Genomic DNA, 16,765 nt, shown 5'->3' with positions numbered 1-16,765 from the left:
GTCGACCAGAGTTAGCGCTTTAGCGCTTACTCTGGTCCCATGCAACGCTGTCGATCGGACTTGGTGCTTTAGCACCTAGTCCGATCCCATGCAAAGCTGTCGACCAGAGTTAGCGCTTTTAGCGCTCACTCTGGTCCCATGCAAAGCTAGCCCCCGCGCGCGGGCGGCTCAGTAATAAACGAAACCTTGGCGATACCGGCGCGCTCGCACGCGGTAATGACCCGGCCGATAAACTCATAACGCGCGCTCTGGTCGCCGCGAACGTGCACTTCCGGTTGCGGCGTCATGACCGACACGGTTTTCAGGCGTGTCAGCAGCGTAGGCCCATCCACCTGCTTCTCGTTCCAGAAGAAATCGCCGTCGCGGTTGACCGCAATGACGATACTTTTGGGCGTGGTCTGCAGCGGCTGGATCGTCTCCTTCGGCAGTTGCACCGGCACCGTATGCGTCACCACCGGAATCGTGATCAGAAAGATGATCAGCAGAACCAGCATCACATCGACAAGCGGCGTGGTGTTGATACTGGAGATGACCTCGTCGTTATCATCCTGCCCAACGCTCATAGCCATGACAGACTCCGCTTATTGGACCAGCGATGCTTCACGAGCCGAAGCGCGTGCCGAGCGCCGGCTGCCGGCGAGCAGGACAGTGTGCAGTTGTGCGCCGAACGCACGAACACGCTCCATCACCGACTTGTTGCGGCGAACCAGGAAGTTGTAACCGAGCACAGCCGGCACGGCGACGGCGAGGCCGATCGCGGTCATGATCAGCGCTTCACCCACCGGGCCTGCGACCTTGTCGATCGAAGCCTGGCCGGCGATACCGATTGCCGTCAGCGCGTGATAAATCCCCCACACCGTACCGAACAGACCGACGAACGGCGCCGTCGAGCCAACCGTACCGAGGAAAGCCAGGCCGTCTTGCAGACGGTTCGACACGTTGGTGATCGCACGCTCGACCGACGTATCGATCCATGTGTTGCGGTCGACAGCCTCGAGCAGTGCTTCGTCGTGATGCTCGCCTGCCTCGATGGCCGTTTCGGCGATGAAGCGGAACGGCGATGCTTCGTCGAGCAGCTTCGTGCCTTCGACGAGCGACGGCGCGGTCCACAGCTGTTCGTCAGCGCTCTTCGCACGACGGTTCGCACGGAACTGCTCGAAGAACTTGGTGATCATGATGTACCAGCTACCCATCGACATGAGCACCAGCAGAATCAGCACGAAGCGTGCAACGAAGTCACCGTTCTTCCAGAGCGCGCCGAGACCGTACGGGTTATTGACGGTTTCAGACGTGGCCGGCGCCGGCGGCGGCGTTGCTTCGTCAGCTGCCGGGGCGGCTGTTTGCGGTGCGGCGGTGGTGGTGGCAGTGGCGGCAGCCGACGCGCTCGCATCGCTCGCTTGCGCGTGGGCCATTTGCGGCGCCACAAAGGTATCCACCGTGGTTACGGCGAACAACATGGTTGCCGCCAATGCGGCGAGAGTACGCTTCTTCATGCCTGCTCCAAGTTCATTAGTACAACTTCTAAACCAAGACTGATAAATCGCTACCGGTACCGAACAGCCGTGGGTTTCAGTTCAGGTTAAACGAGAACGGAACTTGCACACGGACAGGTTGGCCTTGGGAAACGCACGTGAACTGCTTGACCGCGTTGAAGGCTGCGCGATCCAGTGAGGAATCGTCCGCCGACTTGGCAACACGCTCATTCGTAATATGGCCCTGCGGGTCGACTACAAATTCAATCAACACATCACCCGTCACGTTGTTCTCCTGCGCTTCCTTCGGGTAGCGAATCGACGAACGAACCTGATCCGAGTTCGGACACACAACCCCTACTTCAGCGCTCACGGGCTTGCTCGGCGCAGGCGGCGCCGGCGGTGCAGGCGCGACAGCGGGTGCCGATACGACCGGTGCGGCCTGGTGCGTGATGGTCGGCTGGGGCGGTGCTTGCACCTGCACTTCCGGCGGCGGCACGAACGGCGGCGGCGGCGGTGCGAATTTCGGCGGCGGCAATTGCACGGTAGGCAAAGGCGGTGGCGGAGGCGGTTTCACCGGCTCGATGATCTTGGTTTCGATTGGATGCTGGATGACCTGCACGACCTTGGTGGCAAGGCCATTGATGAGTGCATAAATCAGCACGATGTGCAGGAGCAGAACAACCGCGATACCGCCGAAGCGGCGTACTGGGTTTTGCTGCTTGCGCCCAAACTCACGCGGGCGTCCTGGCCTCTCCATACGGGCCGTTGCTGCCGGAAATTGCCCTTCGACTTTCGTACCCACCTTTACTCCTCCGGCGTGAACCGTCCATTTCTGTAACTGCAGTGCGCTTACATACGGCAAACAACGTTCACTTCAGACAATCGCATCTATTGCCCAGGTCTTTGATTTGTAGTCCAAAATTTATGCTGTGAGGCCCAACCCTGCTGCAATGGCACGGGCATGGCTGTGAGACGCCGCGACGGTATTTCAGAGCAATCGAACGATCATCTAAGTAGAAGTACTAATAGATTAATTTCGACTCGCTCATTTCCGTCTGGCATGAATATGCTGAAGACAATTTGATCGAAGCGCGCTGCAGCTCCTGAACTTTTTGCGCGTTTGTCACCTGCATTTCATGGGAGGCAACAATAGCAGGACAAAAAATGCGGGGTCAAACTTTTTTTGATGGGAGCATACTAAGTTTAGAGAGAACACTCTAACTAATGCCGTATTCGCGTCGCTTTAAAAGAATAAGCGTGCGTCGGACAGATGCAAGCGAGTCATGCGCGGCTCGCTAATTGGGATGAAGCCGCTATTACAGGCTTCCGTGACACGCCATGAACTGCTGACGGGCCGCTGGTGATACGTAGGGCAAAGGCCTGCTGGGTGGGCGTTGCGCGAGGATTGCGCGGCAACCTCGACGAATCCCGAACAGGTCATCCAACGTACGTTTCAAGCGCCGACCAGAGGCCTGCGTTAAGGCCGGGAAGATAGCAGAAGAAAAACACCGTTTCCAAATTTTTTTTAGCGGTATTTACGACACTCTAAATACACATTTCAATTACGCCATTTATACAATTACAAAATCATTCCAAAAATTACATATTGCCGACGATAACGATAATGCCCGACTCGGGCATACCGGGCGTATCGACAATACGCGTTCATGGGCCGCCAGTGGCGAGTTGGTTTACGCCTGAGCCGCCATGTATGTGCGGCTCTCCAGACCTGACGAACAAACCGGAGCGGCGCTAAGCCGATTGCGCCGCTCCGCTGCCTTAACCGTTGGTTCCCTCGCTCACGACGACTGCGGTATCGTTCCGCGTACGCGCGAGCACGGGACGCAAGGCCGCACCGGTGTGACTTGCGGCAACACGGGACAATCCTTCGGGATCCGTAGCAGCGACAATCGTGCCGCCACCCACACCACCTTCCGGACCAAGATCGATGATCCAATCCGCCTCGGCAATCACGTCGAGATCGTGTTCAATGACAACGACGCTATGACCACCATCCGCGAGACGATGCAGTACGCGAATCAGTTTCGCGACGTCGGCCATATGCAAGCCGACAGTCGGTTCGTCCAGCACGTACAGCGTGTGCGGTGGCTTCTGACCACGACGCGTGATGTCGTCACGCACCTTGCTTAGCTCGGTGACGAGCTTGATACGCTGCGCTTCGCCGCCCGACAAGGTAGGCGACGGCTGGCCAAGCGTCAGATACCCGAGCCCGACATCCTTCATCAATTGCAATGGATGCGCGATATTCGAAATCGGCGCGAAGAACTCGACGGCTTCGTCGATTTCCATGGTCAGTACGTCGCCGATATTCTTGCCGCGCCACGTGACTGCCAGCGTCTCGGGGTTGAAGCGCTGCCCATGGCAAACGTCGCACGGCACCTTCACGTCGGGCAGGAAGCTCATGCCGATGGTGCGCACGCCCTGCCCTTCGCAAGCGGGGCAACGTCCTTCGCCGGTGTTGAACGAGAAACGCGATGCCGTATAGCCACGCGCACGCGCTTCGAGCGTGCCGGCGAACAGCTTGCGGATTGCATCCCACACGCCGATGTAGGTTGCCGGACACGAGCGCGGCGTTTTGCCGATCGGCGTCTGATCGACTTCGAGTACACGGTCGATGGTTTCCCAGCCGGTGATTGCATCGCATCCTTGCCAGGCATGCGTGACGTTCAGCGGCGCACGCGGCGCCGTGCGCGCCAACACGCTCGAGCGCCGGTTCGCCGCCGGCTGGGTCTCAGCCGCCGCACGCGCACGCCGCGTGGCCGGCGACGACAGCACCGAGCGCCCCACCGCATCCAGCAGATTGGCCATCAGCACGTCGCGCGCGAGCGTCGATTTGCCCGAACCGCTCACGCCCGTCACCGCTACCAACCGTGAAAGCGGAATGCCGACGGTGACGTTCTGCAGGTTGTGCAGCTTGCCGCCGTGCACCGTCAGCCAGTTCTCCGGCACCGCGGCGATGCGCTTGGTCGGCGCGACCACCTCGCGGCGCGGCTGCAGCGGATGCACGATCGGATTGGCGAGGAACTGTCCGGTCAGCGAATCGGGTTGCGCCGACAGATCGGCCACGCTGCCCTGTGCGACCAGCGTGCCGCCGCGCTTGCCCGCACCCGGCCCAATATCGATGATGTGATCGGCACGCCGAATCGTGTCCTCGTCATGCTCGACCACCACCAGCGTATTGCCCTTTTCGCCCAGCTTGCGCAAGGCGTTAAGCAGAATCTGGTTGTCGCGCGGATGCAGGCCGATGGTCGGTTCGTCGAGCACATAGCACACGCCTTGCAGGTTGCTGCCCAGTTGCGCGGCGAGCCGGATGCGCTGCGCTTCGCCGCCAGACAGGCTCGGCGCCGCGCGATCGAGACTCAGATAACCGAGCCCGACTTCTTCCAGAAACTGCAGGCGGCTGCCGATTTCGCTGACTACGTCGCGCGCGATTTCCGCGTCCCGACCGCTCATCTCCAGCGTGTCGATCCACGCGCGCGTATCGGACACCGTCCATTGCGCGACGTCGACGATAGCCTGCTCGCCGAACGTGACTGCGCGCGCAGTTGGGTTCAGACGCTTGCCGGCGCAATCCGCACACGGCTCGTCGACGAGACCTTCCGGTTCCTGCTCCTCAGAAGGCAAGCTCTGCTCGCGGCCGCGGTTGTCGTCGACGATCACCGTGTCGTCGTACGCCGCGCGTTGTTCACGCGTCAGCGCGAGGCCCGTGCCGACGCATGTCGTGCACCAACCATGCTTACTGTTGTACGAGAACATGCGCGGATCAAGCTCGGGATAGCTCGTGCCGCATACCGGACAGGCGCGCTTGGTGGACAGTACCTTCACCGTGCCAAGTTTCGCCGTGGGACGGCCGCCGCTGATCGCGTCGTGCAAACCGTCGAGCGGCGCCAGCAGATGCATGACGCCCTTGCCGATTTCCAGCGTCTGATCGAGCGCCTGGCGCAGTTCCACTTCCTTATCCGGCGACACGACGAGGTCGGTTACCGGCAACTCGATGGTGTGCTCGCGGAAACGATCCAGCTTCGGCCACGGGTCCACCGGCACGAACTCACCGTCCACACGCAGATGCGTATTGCCGCGCGCTTTCGCCCACTTCGCGAGATCGGTATAGACGCCCTTGCGGTTCACGACCAGCGGTGCGAGGAAACCGACGTGCTGCCCTTTATGATCGCGCAGCAATTGCGCCGCAATCGATTCGACGCTTTGCGACGTGACCGGCGTGCCGTCGTGGATGCAATGCTGCAGACCGAGCTTCACGTACAGCAGGCGCAGGAAGTGCCACACTTCGGACGTAGTCGCCACCGTACTCTTACGGCCGCCACGCGACAAACGCTGCTCGATCGCGACGGTAGGCGGAATGCCATACACCGCGTCGACCTCGGGCCGGCCGGCAGGCTGCACGATGGACCGTGCGTACGCGTTGAGCGATTCGAGGTACCGGCGCTGCCCTTCGTGGAACAGAATGTCGAAGGCAAGCGTGGACTTGCCCGACCCGGAGACGCCGGTAATCACGTTGAATTTGCCGTGCGGAATATCCACATCCAGCGATTTCAGATTGTGCTCGCGCGCATTGACGATGCGCACCACGTCCTCGCCTTCAATCGCCCGCCGCGCACGCGCCGCGCTCAACGCTTTTTGCAGCGGCACACCCTGCGATTCCGGTTCGGCCGCCGCATCCATGGCACGGTCGTATTGCAGCAATGCCTCACCGGTATGCGATTCCGGACAAAGCTTGACGTCCTCCGGCGTGCCCGCGCACAGCACCCTGCCGCCGCCGTCGCCGCCTTCGGGACCGAGATCGATCAACCAGTCGGCCGCACGGATCACGTCGAGATTGTGTTCGATCACGATCAGCGAATGGCCGCTCGTCAACAGCTTGCCGAACGCCTGCATCAGTTTGGCGATGTCGTCGAAATGCAGGCCGGTGGTCGGCTCGTCGAACATGAACAGGCGTTTAGCGACCGGCTGCTTCGCGCTGCGCGCGGTGCGCGCCTGCGCCGATTCCGCGAGGAAGCCGGCGAGCTTGAGCCGCTGCGCTTCACCACCGGATAGCGTGGGCACCGGCTGGCCAAGCTTGACGTATTCGAGACCCACGTCGACGATTGGCTGCAGCACACGCAATACTTCGGCATCCTTGGCGAAGTAGGCGGTGGCTTCGCTCACCGTCAGCTCCAGAACGTCGGCAATGCTCAACGCACGCGCCGGCTCACCGCGCTCGATTTTGACTTCGAGCAGCTCCGCGCGATAGCGGCGCCCGTCGCAATCCGGGCAGCGCAGGTAAACGTCGCTCAGGAACTGCATTTCGATGTGCTCGAAGCCCGAGCCGCCGCAGGTCGGGCAGCGCCCGTCGCCGGAGTTAAAGCTGAACATGCCGGGGCCATAACCGCGTTGCTGCGCGAGCGGCGCCTTGGCGAAGAGCTTGCGGATTTCGTCGAAAGCACCCACGTAACTGGCCGGATTCGAGCGCGCGGTCTTGCCGATCGGCGACTGGTCGACAAATACGACGTCCGTGACCTGGTCGGCGCCGCTAAGGCTCCTGAATGAGCCCGGCGATTCGGTGGCGAGACCGAAGTGACGTGCCATCGCGGGATACAAAACATCCTGCAGCAAGGTGGACTTGCCGGAGCCCGACACACCTGTCACGCAGACAAGCCGCTGCAGCGGAATCTCGACCGTGACGTCGCGCAGATTGTGTTCGGTTGCGCCTTCGAGCACGATGCGCGGCGTGCTGTCATCGACCGGACGTTGCGACCAGTGCGCCGCGTCCGCTACATGCCGGCGTCCGCCGAGGTACTCACCTGTCAGCGTGCCGGATGAGCGAATCGCGTCAGGCGCACCGTCGTATATGATCGAGCCGCCGCGTTCGCCTGGCCCCGGACCCATGTCGATCAGACGATCCGCCGCGAGCATCACCGAGGGATCGTGTTCGACCACCACCAGCGTATTGCCCGCGTCGCGCAGCCGATGCATCGCCTCGACGATCCGGTTCAGATCGCGCGGATGCAGGCCGATGCTCGGCTCGTCGAGCACGAACAAGGTTTTGGTCAACGATGTGCCGAGCGCCGTGGTCAGGTTGATCCGCTGCACCTCGCCGCCCGACAGCGTGCGGCTTTGCCGGTCGAGCGTCAGATAGCCGAGGCCGACGTCGCACAGGTATTTGAGGCGCGTGCGCACTTCCGCGAGCAACAGCTTGAGTGCGTCGTCGAGCAAAGCGCTAGGCAGGCTGATCTCGTCGAAGAAACGCCTGATGCGCTCGATCGGCATCAGCATCAGATCGTGCACGGTCAGACCCGGCAAGGCTCCGAGTTGGGCACGCTTCCAATCGACCCCACGCGGCATGAAGCGCTTTTCGGGCGCCAGCACCTCGTCTGCATTCTGCTTGCTGCCGAGGCGCCACAACAGCGATTCCGTTTTCAGACGCGCGCCGCCACAGGTCTCGCACGGCGTATAGCTGCGGTACTTCGACAGCAACACGCGGATGTGCATCTTGTACGCCTTCGATTCGAGATATTCGAAGAAGCGTTTGACGCCGTACCAATGGCTCTGCCACTTGCCATTCCAGTCCGGCGAGCCGTTGATGACCCAGTCGCGTTCGGCGTCCGTCAGCTCGCCCCACGGCGTGCCGCGACGGATATCGGCTTTCGCCGCGTAGCGCATCAGGTCGTCCTGGCATTCTTTCCAGGCCGGCGTTTGCATCGGCTTGATCGCGCCGTCGCGCAGCGTCTTGCGCGCGTCGGGAATCACCAGACCGAGGTCGACGCCGATCACGCGGCCGAAACCGCGGCAGACTTCGCACGCACCGTACGCCGAGTTGAACGAGAACAGTGCCGGTTGCGGATCCGCATAGCGCAGGTCGCTCTCCGGGCTGTGCAGGCCAGTGGAGAAGCGCCAGATTTGCGGCTCGGCCTCTTTGGCTTCCGGCGCCTCTGGCGCTGCAGGCAGCACGTAAATATTGACGCGGCCACCGCCGCGCTTGAGCGATGCCTCGATCGCTTCGACCACCCGTTGCTTGTCGACCGAGCTCAAACGGAAGCGGTCAGCCACCACGTCGAGCAGCTTGCGCTTGCCGGTGGGCGAGTCGACTTCGCGCTGCGCTTGCACACGCGTGTAGCCGCTCGCGGAGAGCCATTGCTCCACTTCCTGCTCGGACGCCGTTTCCGGCAACTCGACCGGAAACGTGACGACCAGCCGCGAATCGTTCGCCACAGTGCGCTCGAGCAGCTCGGCGTAGATCGTTTCGGGCGTGTCGTGGCGTACCTGCTGCGCGGTCTTGCGATCGAACAGTTCGGCCGCACGCGCGTAGAGCAGTTTCAGGTGATCGTTGAGTTCCGTCATGGTGCCGACGGTGGAGCGCGAACTGCGCACCGGGTTGGTCTGATCGATCGCGATGGCGGGCGGTACGCCGTCGACCCGGTCGACTTGCGGCCGGTCCATACGGTCGAGAAACTGCCGGGCGTAGGCGCTGAAGGTTTCGACGTAGCGCCGCTGCCCTTCCGCGTACAACGTGTCGAACACTAGGCTCGATTTGCCGGAACCGGACGGCCCGGTGACGACCGTCATTTCGCCGGTTCGCACGTCGAGATCGACGTTTTTCAGGTTGTGCTGGCGCGCGCCGCGAATGCGGATAATTCCGTTAGATGCCAATTTTTCCGACCGTCTGAATGAGTGGACCACCTCTCACGGACGCCTCGCGACCGCGCAAGTTCGGGATACCCGGCTGGCGGAACGACACGCCAAAGGCCGGGTTATAGGGGGATACTATACTGTATATTTATACAGTTTTCCATGACACGGCATGGCTGCAAGCTCGCAGCGCCTCGGGTCTGGAAAGGCGACGCCGAGGGCGCCCCGATCAGCCGACCAGCAAGCGATGTGCCGTTTCAGAGGAAACCATGCAGCCGTCAGGAAATGGCGGCGGAGGTGGGAAATACAAGGTTTCCGGCGCAGCTCAGCGCGGGGCGCGCGCCAGCCGGAACTAGCCGAAACCGGCCGGCCCTAGCCGAAGACGCTTTCCACGTCAAACCGGCCTGTCACCGGCGCCGCTGGTTCCGAAGCGGCCTGCGCCACTCCGCTTCCGCCCAGCGCGTAAGCCACGCAGCGTTTTGCCAGCACCTCGGTCGGATCGACAAGCCGCACCACCGACCCGTCCGGCCGCGTCAGCGTCGAACCGCGCAGCAGCAGCGGCAACTCGGTGCAGCCCAGCACGATGACCTGCACGCCTTGCGCGACCAGATCATCCACCGCAGCGGCGAGGTCGTCACAGCACTCACCCGACGTGTAGCCCGCCTTGGCGCCACTCGGCCCATAAACCGCGTTCATGAGCCGGGCCTGAGCGGCCGCGGCCGGCGCGATCTGCACGAAGCCGCATGCTTCGAGCGCCCTCTCGTAGACCCGGCTCGCCAGCGTGCCCGACGTAGCCAGCACGCCGACTTCGCGCAGGCTTGGGAAAGCCTCACGCAGATAATCGGCGGTACAGGTCAGCATATTGACGATCGGAATGGTCAATGCCGGCTGAATCCCTTCCACGAACGCATGCGCCGTATTGCACGGAATGGCGATGAGATCGGCGCCGCCCTCTTCGAGCGTCTTGCAGGCAGCGTAGAGCGCGAGTGTCGGATCGTCGCCGTTGCCGAGCAGCGCCTCAGTGCGATCCGGAATCTGCGGATTCTGCTCGACCATAATCTTGATGTGGTCCTGATCGCAGGCGGCCGGCGTGTTGCGCACCAGTTTCGCCATGAAATCGACAGTCGCCGCCGGGCCGACACCACCCAACACGCCCACCTTGAAACGCCGCTCCGGCTGCGCATAGTGCGCCGCTGCGACGTAGCGCGCGTAGACGAGATTGGTATCGACGAACGGCACTTCCAGCGTGCCGAGTGCGCGTGCCACCAACGGAATTTCTGCGAGCCCGGGAACGATGATCTCCGCACCTTGCGCAATGAGGTCCGCGCAAGCGGCGCGCAGCAACTCGACGGGCCGGCCGTACAGATGCCCGCATTTGATGCCCTCGTCGCCATACACTGCGCTCGTTACGCAATCGACGCCCGCTTCATCACGCGGATGCAGCACGTCGAATCGCGCACTGTCGAAATAGCGTTCGAAAAGGCCGTGGTGGCGGATCGTGCCGGAAGTTAGCACGCCGATACGGCGAACCGACGGAAAAGCCTGTCGCACGTGCGCCAAGAGCGCGGCCATGATGTTGGCGATCGGCGGCGCCACGTTGGCCGAGAGCTCGTCGATGAAGGTATGGCTGAGGAAGCACGGCAAGACGATCGCGTCGACACCGCGCTTCTCGAAGGCGCGAATCGTGTCGAACACGTGGATCTTGAAGGGCGCGCTCGCGGCGCCTGGCGTTGCCGGTCCTTGCCACGAATGCTGCTCGAGGACGAAGTCGAACGGCTTGGCCGCGCCGGGCCGGCGCCAGGCCGCGGTCATCCTGCTCAATACGTCGACGCTTGCGAGCGGCGACGCGCCAGTCACCACACCCAGCGAACGATGACGATACATGATGGCTTTCCCCTGTCGTTTTTTCAGTTCGCCTTGATATTAGGATGCTTTCGGGGATTCAGGATGTTGTTAATCACGAAATAGCGGGTTTATGCCTGGCTGAGTCCTTACTGAAGGTTTTCCTGCGGTGACGCCTGTCCGCGTTTTGTAATGGATCGATTGGCGTTGCCCTAATTCGGGGGCATACGGACAAACAGGCGTCACACGGCGACGCACCTTAACCTAGGCGACTTCGACAACACCTCGCGCCGCGCCGCGCTTACGGCGCTCCAAGGTGCCGATGCAAATCAGCGAAACCCCTGCGAGGCAGCTATAAAACACGGCCAACGGCCACCATGCGCCCGGATATCGATGCGCGAGCAACGTCCCGATCAACGGCGTCAAGCCACCGGCCAATGCGGCGCACACCTGATAGGACAAAGAAATAGCGGAGTACCGGACTCTCACCGGGAATGCAGTCGACATAAAACCGGCCATCACCGCATAAGAACTCGACATGCACATCACCGCCAGCGCGATGCCGAACACAATCGCCACCGGCTGCCCGGTCGATACCAGCGCGAACATCGGATAAGGCGAAAGCATCGCCAACGCCGCTGCGCCCTTTAAAAACCTGCCGGTACCTATCCGTTGCGCAAACCATCCGGAACCCAGTTGCGTGAACAACTGAATGAAAGCCACCACAAACAGGCAATCGAGAATCAGCGAACGATCGAGTCCAAGCGTCTGCGTCGTGTAATTCAGCATGAACGTATTGACGAACCAGGCACCGGCCACGCCGATCACATTCGCACCGAGACACAACAACACCGTGCGCCATGCGTCGCGCACAACCTCGGCGACCGGCAACGTCGCCACGCGCCGTTGCGCTTTCAACGCCTTGAATTCGGGCGATTCATCGACTCCCGCGCGGATCAGCAAACCCACCACCAGCAACACCGCGCTGGCGAGAAACGGCAGACGCCAGCCCCAACTGAGAAACGCTTCCTTATCCATCGACGCCACCGCGCGAAACGCGAGCAGCGACAGGATCAATCCCGCCGGGCTACCGAGCTGCGCAAACGAGGCGAAGAAAGTGCGCCTGCCCTGTGGCGCGTGTTCGCTTGCCATCAGTACCGCGCCGCCCCACTCGCCACCGATCGCGATACCCTGCGCGACGCGCAGCAGCACCAGCAACACCGGCGCCCAAACGCCAGCGCTCGCATACGTCGGCAGGAAACCGATGCCGACCGTGCCGATGCCCATGATCGCGAGCGTCGCCACGAGCGCCTTCTTGCGGCCAATGCGATCGCCCAGGTGGCCGAACACGAGGCCACCGAACGGTCGCGCGAAAAAGCCCACCGCGAACGTGCCAAACGAAGCCAGCGTAGCGAAGAAAGGGTCGCTGCCGGGAAAGAACAGCTTGCCGAAAATCAGCGCGGATGCGGTGGCGTAGATATAAAAGTCGTACCACTCGATTGTGGTGCCTACAAATGCCGCTGCTGCGGCACGGTTGGGTTGCCGGCCTGCGGCGAGGTCGTCTGGCTCGCGATTCATGTGTTTCGTCTCCAAGGTCGTTCTTCTGGATAGCGCGGCTTCTGCGTGCCGTCACCGGAAAACTGCTTGCTTGCGGTCAGGCTTTGAGTACGCCCGCTTCGAGCAAACGCTGCTGGGTTGCAGCATCGATGCCGAGTGCGTCGAGTACATCGCGTGTGTCGCCGCCGAGCGTCGGCGGCGCACTGCGATAGGTGGCCGGCGTGCGCGACAATTTGATCGGCGACGCCGTGCCGCGATACTCGCCCATCTCGATCACCATGCCGCGATGTAGTGTGTGCGGATGGCGCGCGACGACGTCGACGGTTTGCACCGGCCCGCACGGCACGCCTGCATTGATCAATGCCTGAGCGAGCGGCTCGCAGTCGTGCGATGCGAGCAAATCTTCGAGCGCGGCCTTTAGCGGCTCGCGATGCGCGCAGCGGTTGCGGTTATCCACGTAGCGGGGATCGTCCGCAAGTTCCGGCGCGCCAAGATGCGCACACAGCCGCGCGAACTGCCGGTCATTCCCGACGGCGAGAAAGATTGGCGCGGTCGCGGTCCGATAGCTGTCGTACGGCGTGATGTTCGGATGGGCATTGCCGCTGCGCTCGGGCGTGCGGCCCGAGCCGAAATAGTTCGGCAGATGCGGATGCAGGAGCGACACGCCGCAGTCGTACAGCGCGATATCGATCGATTGGCCACGCCCGCTTTTCGTGCGCTCGGCGAGCGCCAGCAGAATGCCGGCCAGCGCGTTCAAACCCGTCACCATATCCACGACCGGCAAGCCGACGCGCGTCGCTGGTCCGTCGCGCTCGCCGTTCACACTCATCAGGCCGGTCATCGCCTGAATCGCGGCGTCGTAGCCGGGCAAGCCGCCTAGCGGGCCGTCGGGACCGAAGCCCGATACCGCGCAATGAATCAGCTTCGGGAAGCGCTCGCGCAAATCGCGCTCGTAATCCATGCCCCAGCGCGCGAGCGTGCCGGGCTTGAAGTTTTCGACCAGCACGTCGGCGTCTTCGAGGAGTTTCCACAAAATGTCGCGGCCCTCGTTGCACGACAGATCGACCGCGATGCCCTGCTTGTTACGGTTCACGCCCGCGAAATACCACGCAGTGTCACCGTAAAACGGCGGCCCCCAGCCGCGCGTTTCATCTCCGCCAGGGGGCTCCAGTTTGATGACCTGAGCACCGTGATCGGCCAGCGCTTGCGTGCAGTACGGGCCGCCGAGCACGCGGCTGAGGTCGATGACTTTGATGCCTTGCAATGCGCCCGGCGTTGCTTGCGTACCGTTGTTCACATGTTCGGTCATTGTTCGCTCCCTGCCGGCAGCAGTTGCAATGTCTGGTCGAGCGTCACGCTACGGGCATTGACCAGTGCGTTGATGACGTCGTTTTCATCGGAAGGCGTCTGCACGTCGAGCGGATCGAACGGCAGCAGCTTGTGCCGCAACACCAGATGACTCAGCGCGAGACGCCTGAAATCCGGCGCGAGACGCACACCTTCGCAGGCCATGAGCACAGCCGTACTCGCGTGATACAGGGCCGTGCCCGCCTGCCGGACCGATTCATCGCGTCCGCACTCGGCGACGCTCGCAAGGGCATCGCAAGCGCGCGTCAAAGTAGAACGCAGCACCTTGAGACTCGCAGCGGGCAGTCCTGCAGCACCGAGCATATCCTGCAGATATGTGCGCAGCGGTTCGAGCGCACCATCCCGTTTCGCTGCACGCGCGACATCGAGCGCGACAATGTTGCTAGTGCCTTCCCAGATCGAACCGAGATGCGCGTCGCGCACGAGACGCGCGTCGCTCCACTCTTCGATATAGCCGGTGCCACCGCGCACTTCCATCGCGTCGCCGGTCACACGGCGAGCATCGCGGCACGCGCGAAATTTGATCAACGGCGTAAGGATGCGCACGCATTTCGCCGCCTGCCGATCGCCGGCGTCGGCCTTTTCCAGCAACAAAGCGATTTGCATGAACATCGAACGAGCCTGTTCCGCGGGCAGCATCATCTTGAGCAACTGCCGCTGCATTAGCGGCATATCGATCAGCTTGCGGCCGAACGCTTCGCGATTGCGTGCGATGTGCAGCGCCTCGGTCAGCGCGCGGCGCATCAAGCCCGCCGCACGCACGCCGTTCGACAGACGCGACATGTTGATCATGTCGGCCATCTGGTGAAAGCCGCGCCCCACTTCGCCGATCAGATACGCCACGGCGCCTTCCAGCACGATCTCGCCGCTCGCCATCGAGCGGCTGCCGAGCTTGTCCTTCAGACGCACGATCCGATAGCTGTTGCGCGAGCCGTCCGGCAAAGTCTTCGGCAACAGGAACAGCCCAAGGCCGTTGATACCGGCAGGTGCGTTGTCCACGTGCGCGAGCACCATCGCGAGATCGGCGTCGGCGTTCGAGCAGAACCATTTGTCGCCGTAGAGGCGCCAGGCTTCTTCACCGTTCGCGCCGGTTTCGAGCGCGGCACGCGTCGCGATACGGGCAACGTCCGAGCCCGCCGCCTGTTCGGTCATGAACATCGCGCCCTGAAACAACGTGTCGAAATCACGTGAAGCCAGCATCGGCAGAAACCGCGCGACCAGTTCGGGCGCGCCGAATTTGCGCAGCGTACGCGTGAGCGAGTCGGTCATGCTGACGGGACAGCACAGCCCGAATTCCGCCTGCACGAACAGGAAGGTCAGTGAGTATTTGACCAGCGGCGGCGGTGCCTTTTCGCCATCGCGGGTGTCATGGCTCATCGACGCGAGCCCCAACTCCGCGTAGGCCACGCGTTCGAGCGCGACGTAATCGGGATGCTTGTCGATGCTTTGCAGCGCTTCGCCGCGCCGCGTGCGATGCCGCAATTGCGGCGGGTTCTTGTCGGCGGACAACGCCCACACGTCGAGTTCGTCGGACGCCCGCTGGCCTAGCGAAACGAGTTGGCTTTCGAGTTCCTGATATAGCGCGTCACCGAGATGCAGTTTGAGCAGACGGGCGAAGTCGGGGTCGCTGCTGAAGAGGTTGACGCCCCGGCTGTCGGGAATATTGGACGAGCCGTGTGCCGGCTGCGCGGTGATTTCGCTCATGCTTGTCTCCTTTGTGGAAGGAGCATAGAAGCGGCTTCGATAATCGTCTAATACAACTTATATCCGGTACGATAGATACAGCTTATCGATCAAAGAACCGGAGACTGCCGTGGACCTGAAGCAATTGCGCTATTTCGTGGCGGTCGCCGAGGAATTGCATTTCGGCCGCGCGGCGAAGCGGCTGTTCATTTCGCAGCCGGCGCTCAGTTTCGACATCCGCAAGTTCGAGGAACAGTTAGGGGTGCAACTGCTCGCGCGCACCAACAAGACGGTCGCGCTGACGAACGCGGGGCAGGTGCTGCTTGGCGAGGCGCGCCGCTTGCTGCTGCAGGCGGGCGAAGCCGAACGCATCACGGTCCGATCTGCGCACGGGTTAGCTGGCCGCTTGCGGATCGGCTTTGTGAACTCGATGTTGTATCGCGGGATGCCGCAGGCGGTGAGCCGCTTCGAGGCTGACTATCCGGGCGTCGAAATCGTGCTGAAGGAGATGAACACCAGCGAACAGGTGCATGCGATCCAGCGGATGCAGATAGACATGGGCTGCGCGCATTGGGGGAATTTTCCGTCGGATGTGCTTTCGACGCCGATTTTTTCGGAGCCGTTTTTGTGTTGCTTACCGATTGATCATCCGCTGGCGCGAAAGCGCAAGGTCGATCTGCGGGCGTTGGCGCAGGAGCCGTTTATTCTGTTTCCGCGCACGGTGTCGCCGCATTATCACGATCTGATTATTGCGCAGTGCGTGGGGGCTGGGTTTAGTCCGTTGATTCGCCACGAGGCGCGGTTGTGGCAGACCGTTGTGACGATGGTCGGGTTTGGGATGGGGGTGGCGTTGGTGCCTTTTACCTTACGGCAGGTGCAGGATCCGAGGGTTTGCTTTTTGCCCTTGCAGGGGGAGACGCTGCTGTCGCAGGTTTTGCTTTTGCGGAGAGGGGGCGATTCGGAGCCTGTCGCGGAGCGGTTTGTTGAGTATCTTAAAGATGGGAAGTGAGGTTTTTTTTGTTGCCTTCGCGGCGCTTTTGTCAGTGTTCTTAGGGCTTTGGCCTTTCCTTGTTCTGGCTTTGGTGCCTTTCCTTGAATTGCTAGTGGTCTATTAGCGTTGCCCCTGTGCGGGGCGGCACTGTAGTGGTCAAGTAAACCTGGACACCCGGAAAGGGGAATATTTAAAAAAGTGAAGC

The 16,765-nt window shown here is 61.9% G+C and carries 9 protein-coding genes; 1 reads left to right on the top strand and 8 read right to left on the bottom strand.

All coding sequences use genetic code 11. From position 1 onward, the window contains the following. Positions 1 to 146: 146 nt before the first annotated feature. The 8 genes from BM438_RS42400 to BM438_RS42365 all read right to left on the bottom strand — a co-directional run bounded on the left by BM438_RS42400 (position 147) and on the right by BM438_RS42365 (position 15,590). Complete coding sequence (locus tag BM438_RS42400) at positions 147 to 569, bottom strand: ExbD/TolR family protein (protein ID WP_093647163.1); 423 nt, start codon at positions 567 to 569, stop codon at positions 147 to 149. 12 nt (positions 570 to 581) lie between these two features. Beyond that, entirely contained in the window at positions 582 to 1,493 is a 912-nt protein-coding gene (locus BM438_RS42395; RefSeq protein WP_093647161.1) for a MotA/TolQ/ExbB proton channel family protein, read from the bottom strand. A 76-nt stretch (positions 1,494 to 1,569) separates the two neighbouring features. Next, positions 1,570 to 2,232, bottom strand: coding sequence for an energy transducer TonB (locus BM438_RS42390; RefSeq protein WP_093647192.1), 663 nt, complete (start codon positions 2,230 to 2,232; stop codon positions 1,570 to 1,572). Between the two features lie 1,022 nt (positions 2,233 to 3,254). Further along, the gene (gene uvrA, locus BM438_RS42385; RefSeq protein ID WP_093647158.1) at positions 3,255 to 9,140 is read right to left on the bottom strand and encodes an excinuclease ABC subunit UvrA; all 5,886 of its coding nucleotides are present in this window, start codon (positions 9,138 to 9,140) and stop codon (positions 3,255 to 3,257) included. A 351-nt stretch (positions 9,141 to 9,491) separates the two neighbouring features. After that, entirely contained in the window at positions 9,492 to 11,003 is a 1,512-nt protein-coding gene (cuyB, locus tag BM438_RS42380; protein WP_093647156.1) for a cysteate racemase, read from the bottom strand. A gap of 222 nt (positions 11,004 to 11,225) precedes the next feature. Continuing rightward, positions 11,226 to 12,539, bottom strand: coding sequence for an MFS transporter (locus BM438_RS42375; RefSeq protein ID WP_093647154.1), 1,314 nt, complete (start codon positions 12,537 to 12,539; stop codon positions 11,226 to 11,228). A gap of 76 nt (positions 12,540 to 12,615) precedes the next feature. Next, positions 12,616 to 13,827: a CaiB/BaiF CoA transferase family protein gene (locus BM438_RS42370; RefSeq protein ID WP_093647151.1), complete on the bottom strand. Its 1,212-nt coding sequence runs from the start codon at positions 13,825 to 13,827 to the stop codon at positions 12,616 to 12,618. Beyond that, positions 13,824 to 15,590: an acyl-CoA dehydrogenase family protein gene (locus BM438_RS42365; protein ID WP_093647149.1), complete on the bottom strand. Its 1,767-nt coding sequence runs from the start codon at positions 15,588 to 15,590 to the stop codon at positions 13,824 to 13,826. Before BM438_RS42365 ends, BM438_RS42370 begins: the two co-directional genes overlap by 4 nt. Before the next feature lie 109 nt (positions 15,591 to 15,699). On the opposite strand from BM438_RS42365, the gene BM438_RS42360 reads away from it, so the two are divergent. Then, positions 15,700 to 16,578, top strand: coding sequence for a LysR family transcriptional regulator (locus BM438_RS42360; RefSeq protein ID WP_093647147.1), 879 nt, complete (start codon positions 15,700 to 15,702; stop codon positions 16,576 to 16,578). Positions 16,579 to 16,765: the final 187 nt, after the last annotated feature.

It is taken from the genome of Paraburkholderia aspalathi (assembly GCF_900116445.1).
In the GTDB taxonomy this organism is placed as follows: domain Bacteria; phylum Pseudomonadota; class Gammaproteobacteria; order Burkholderiales; family Burkholderiaceae; genus Paraburkholderia; species Paraburkholderia aspalathi.
The sequence above is the reverse complement of the archived record's forward strand: the minus strand, read 5'-3'. Positions and strand labels throughout refer to the sequence as shown.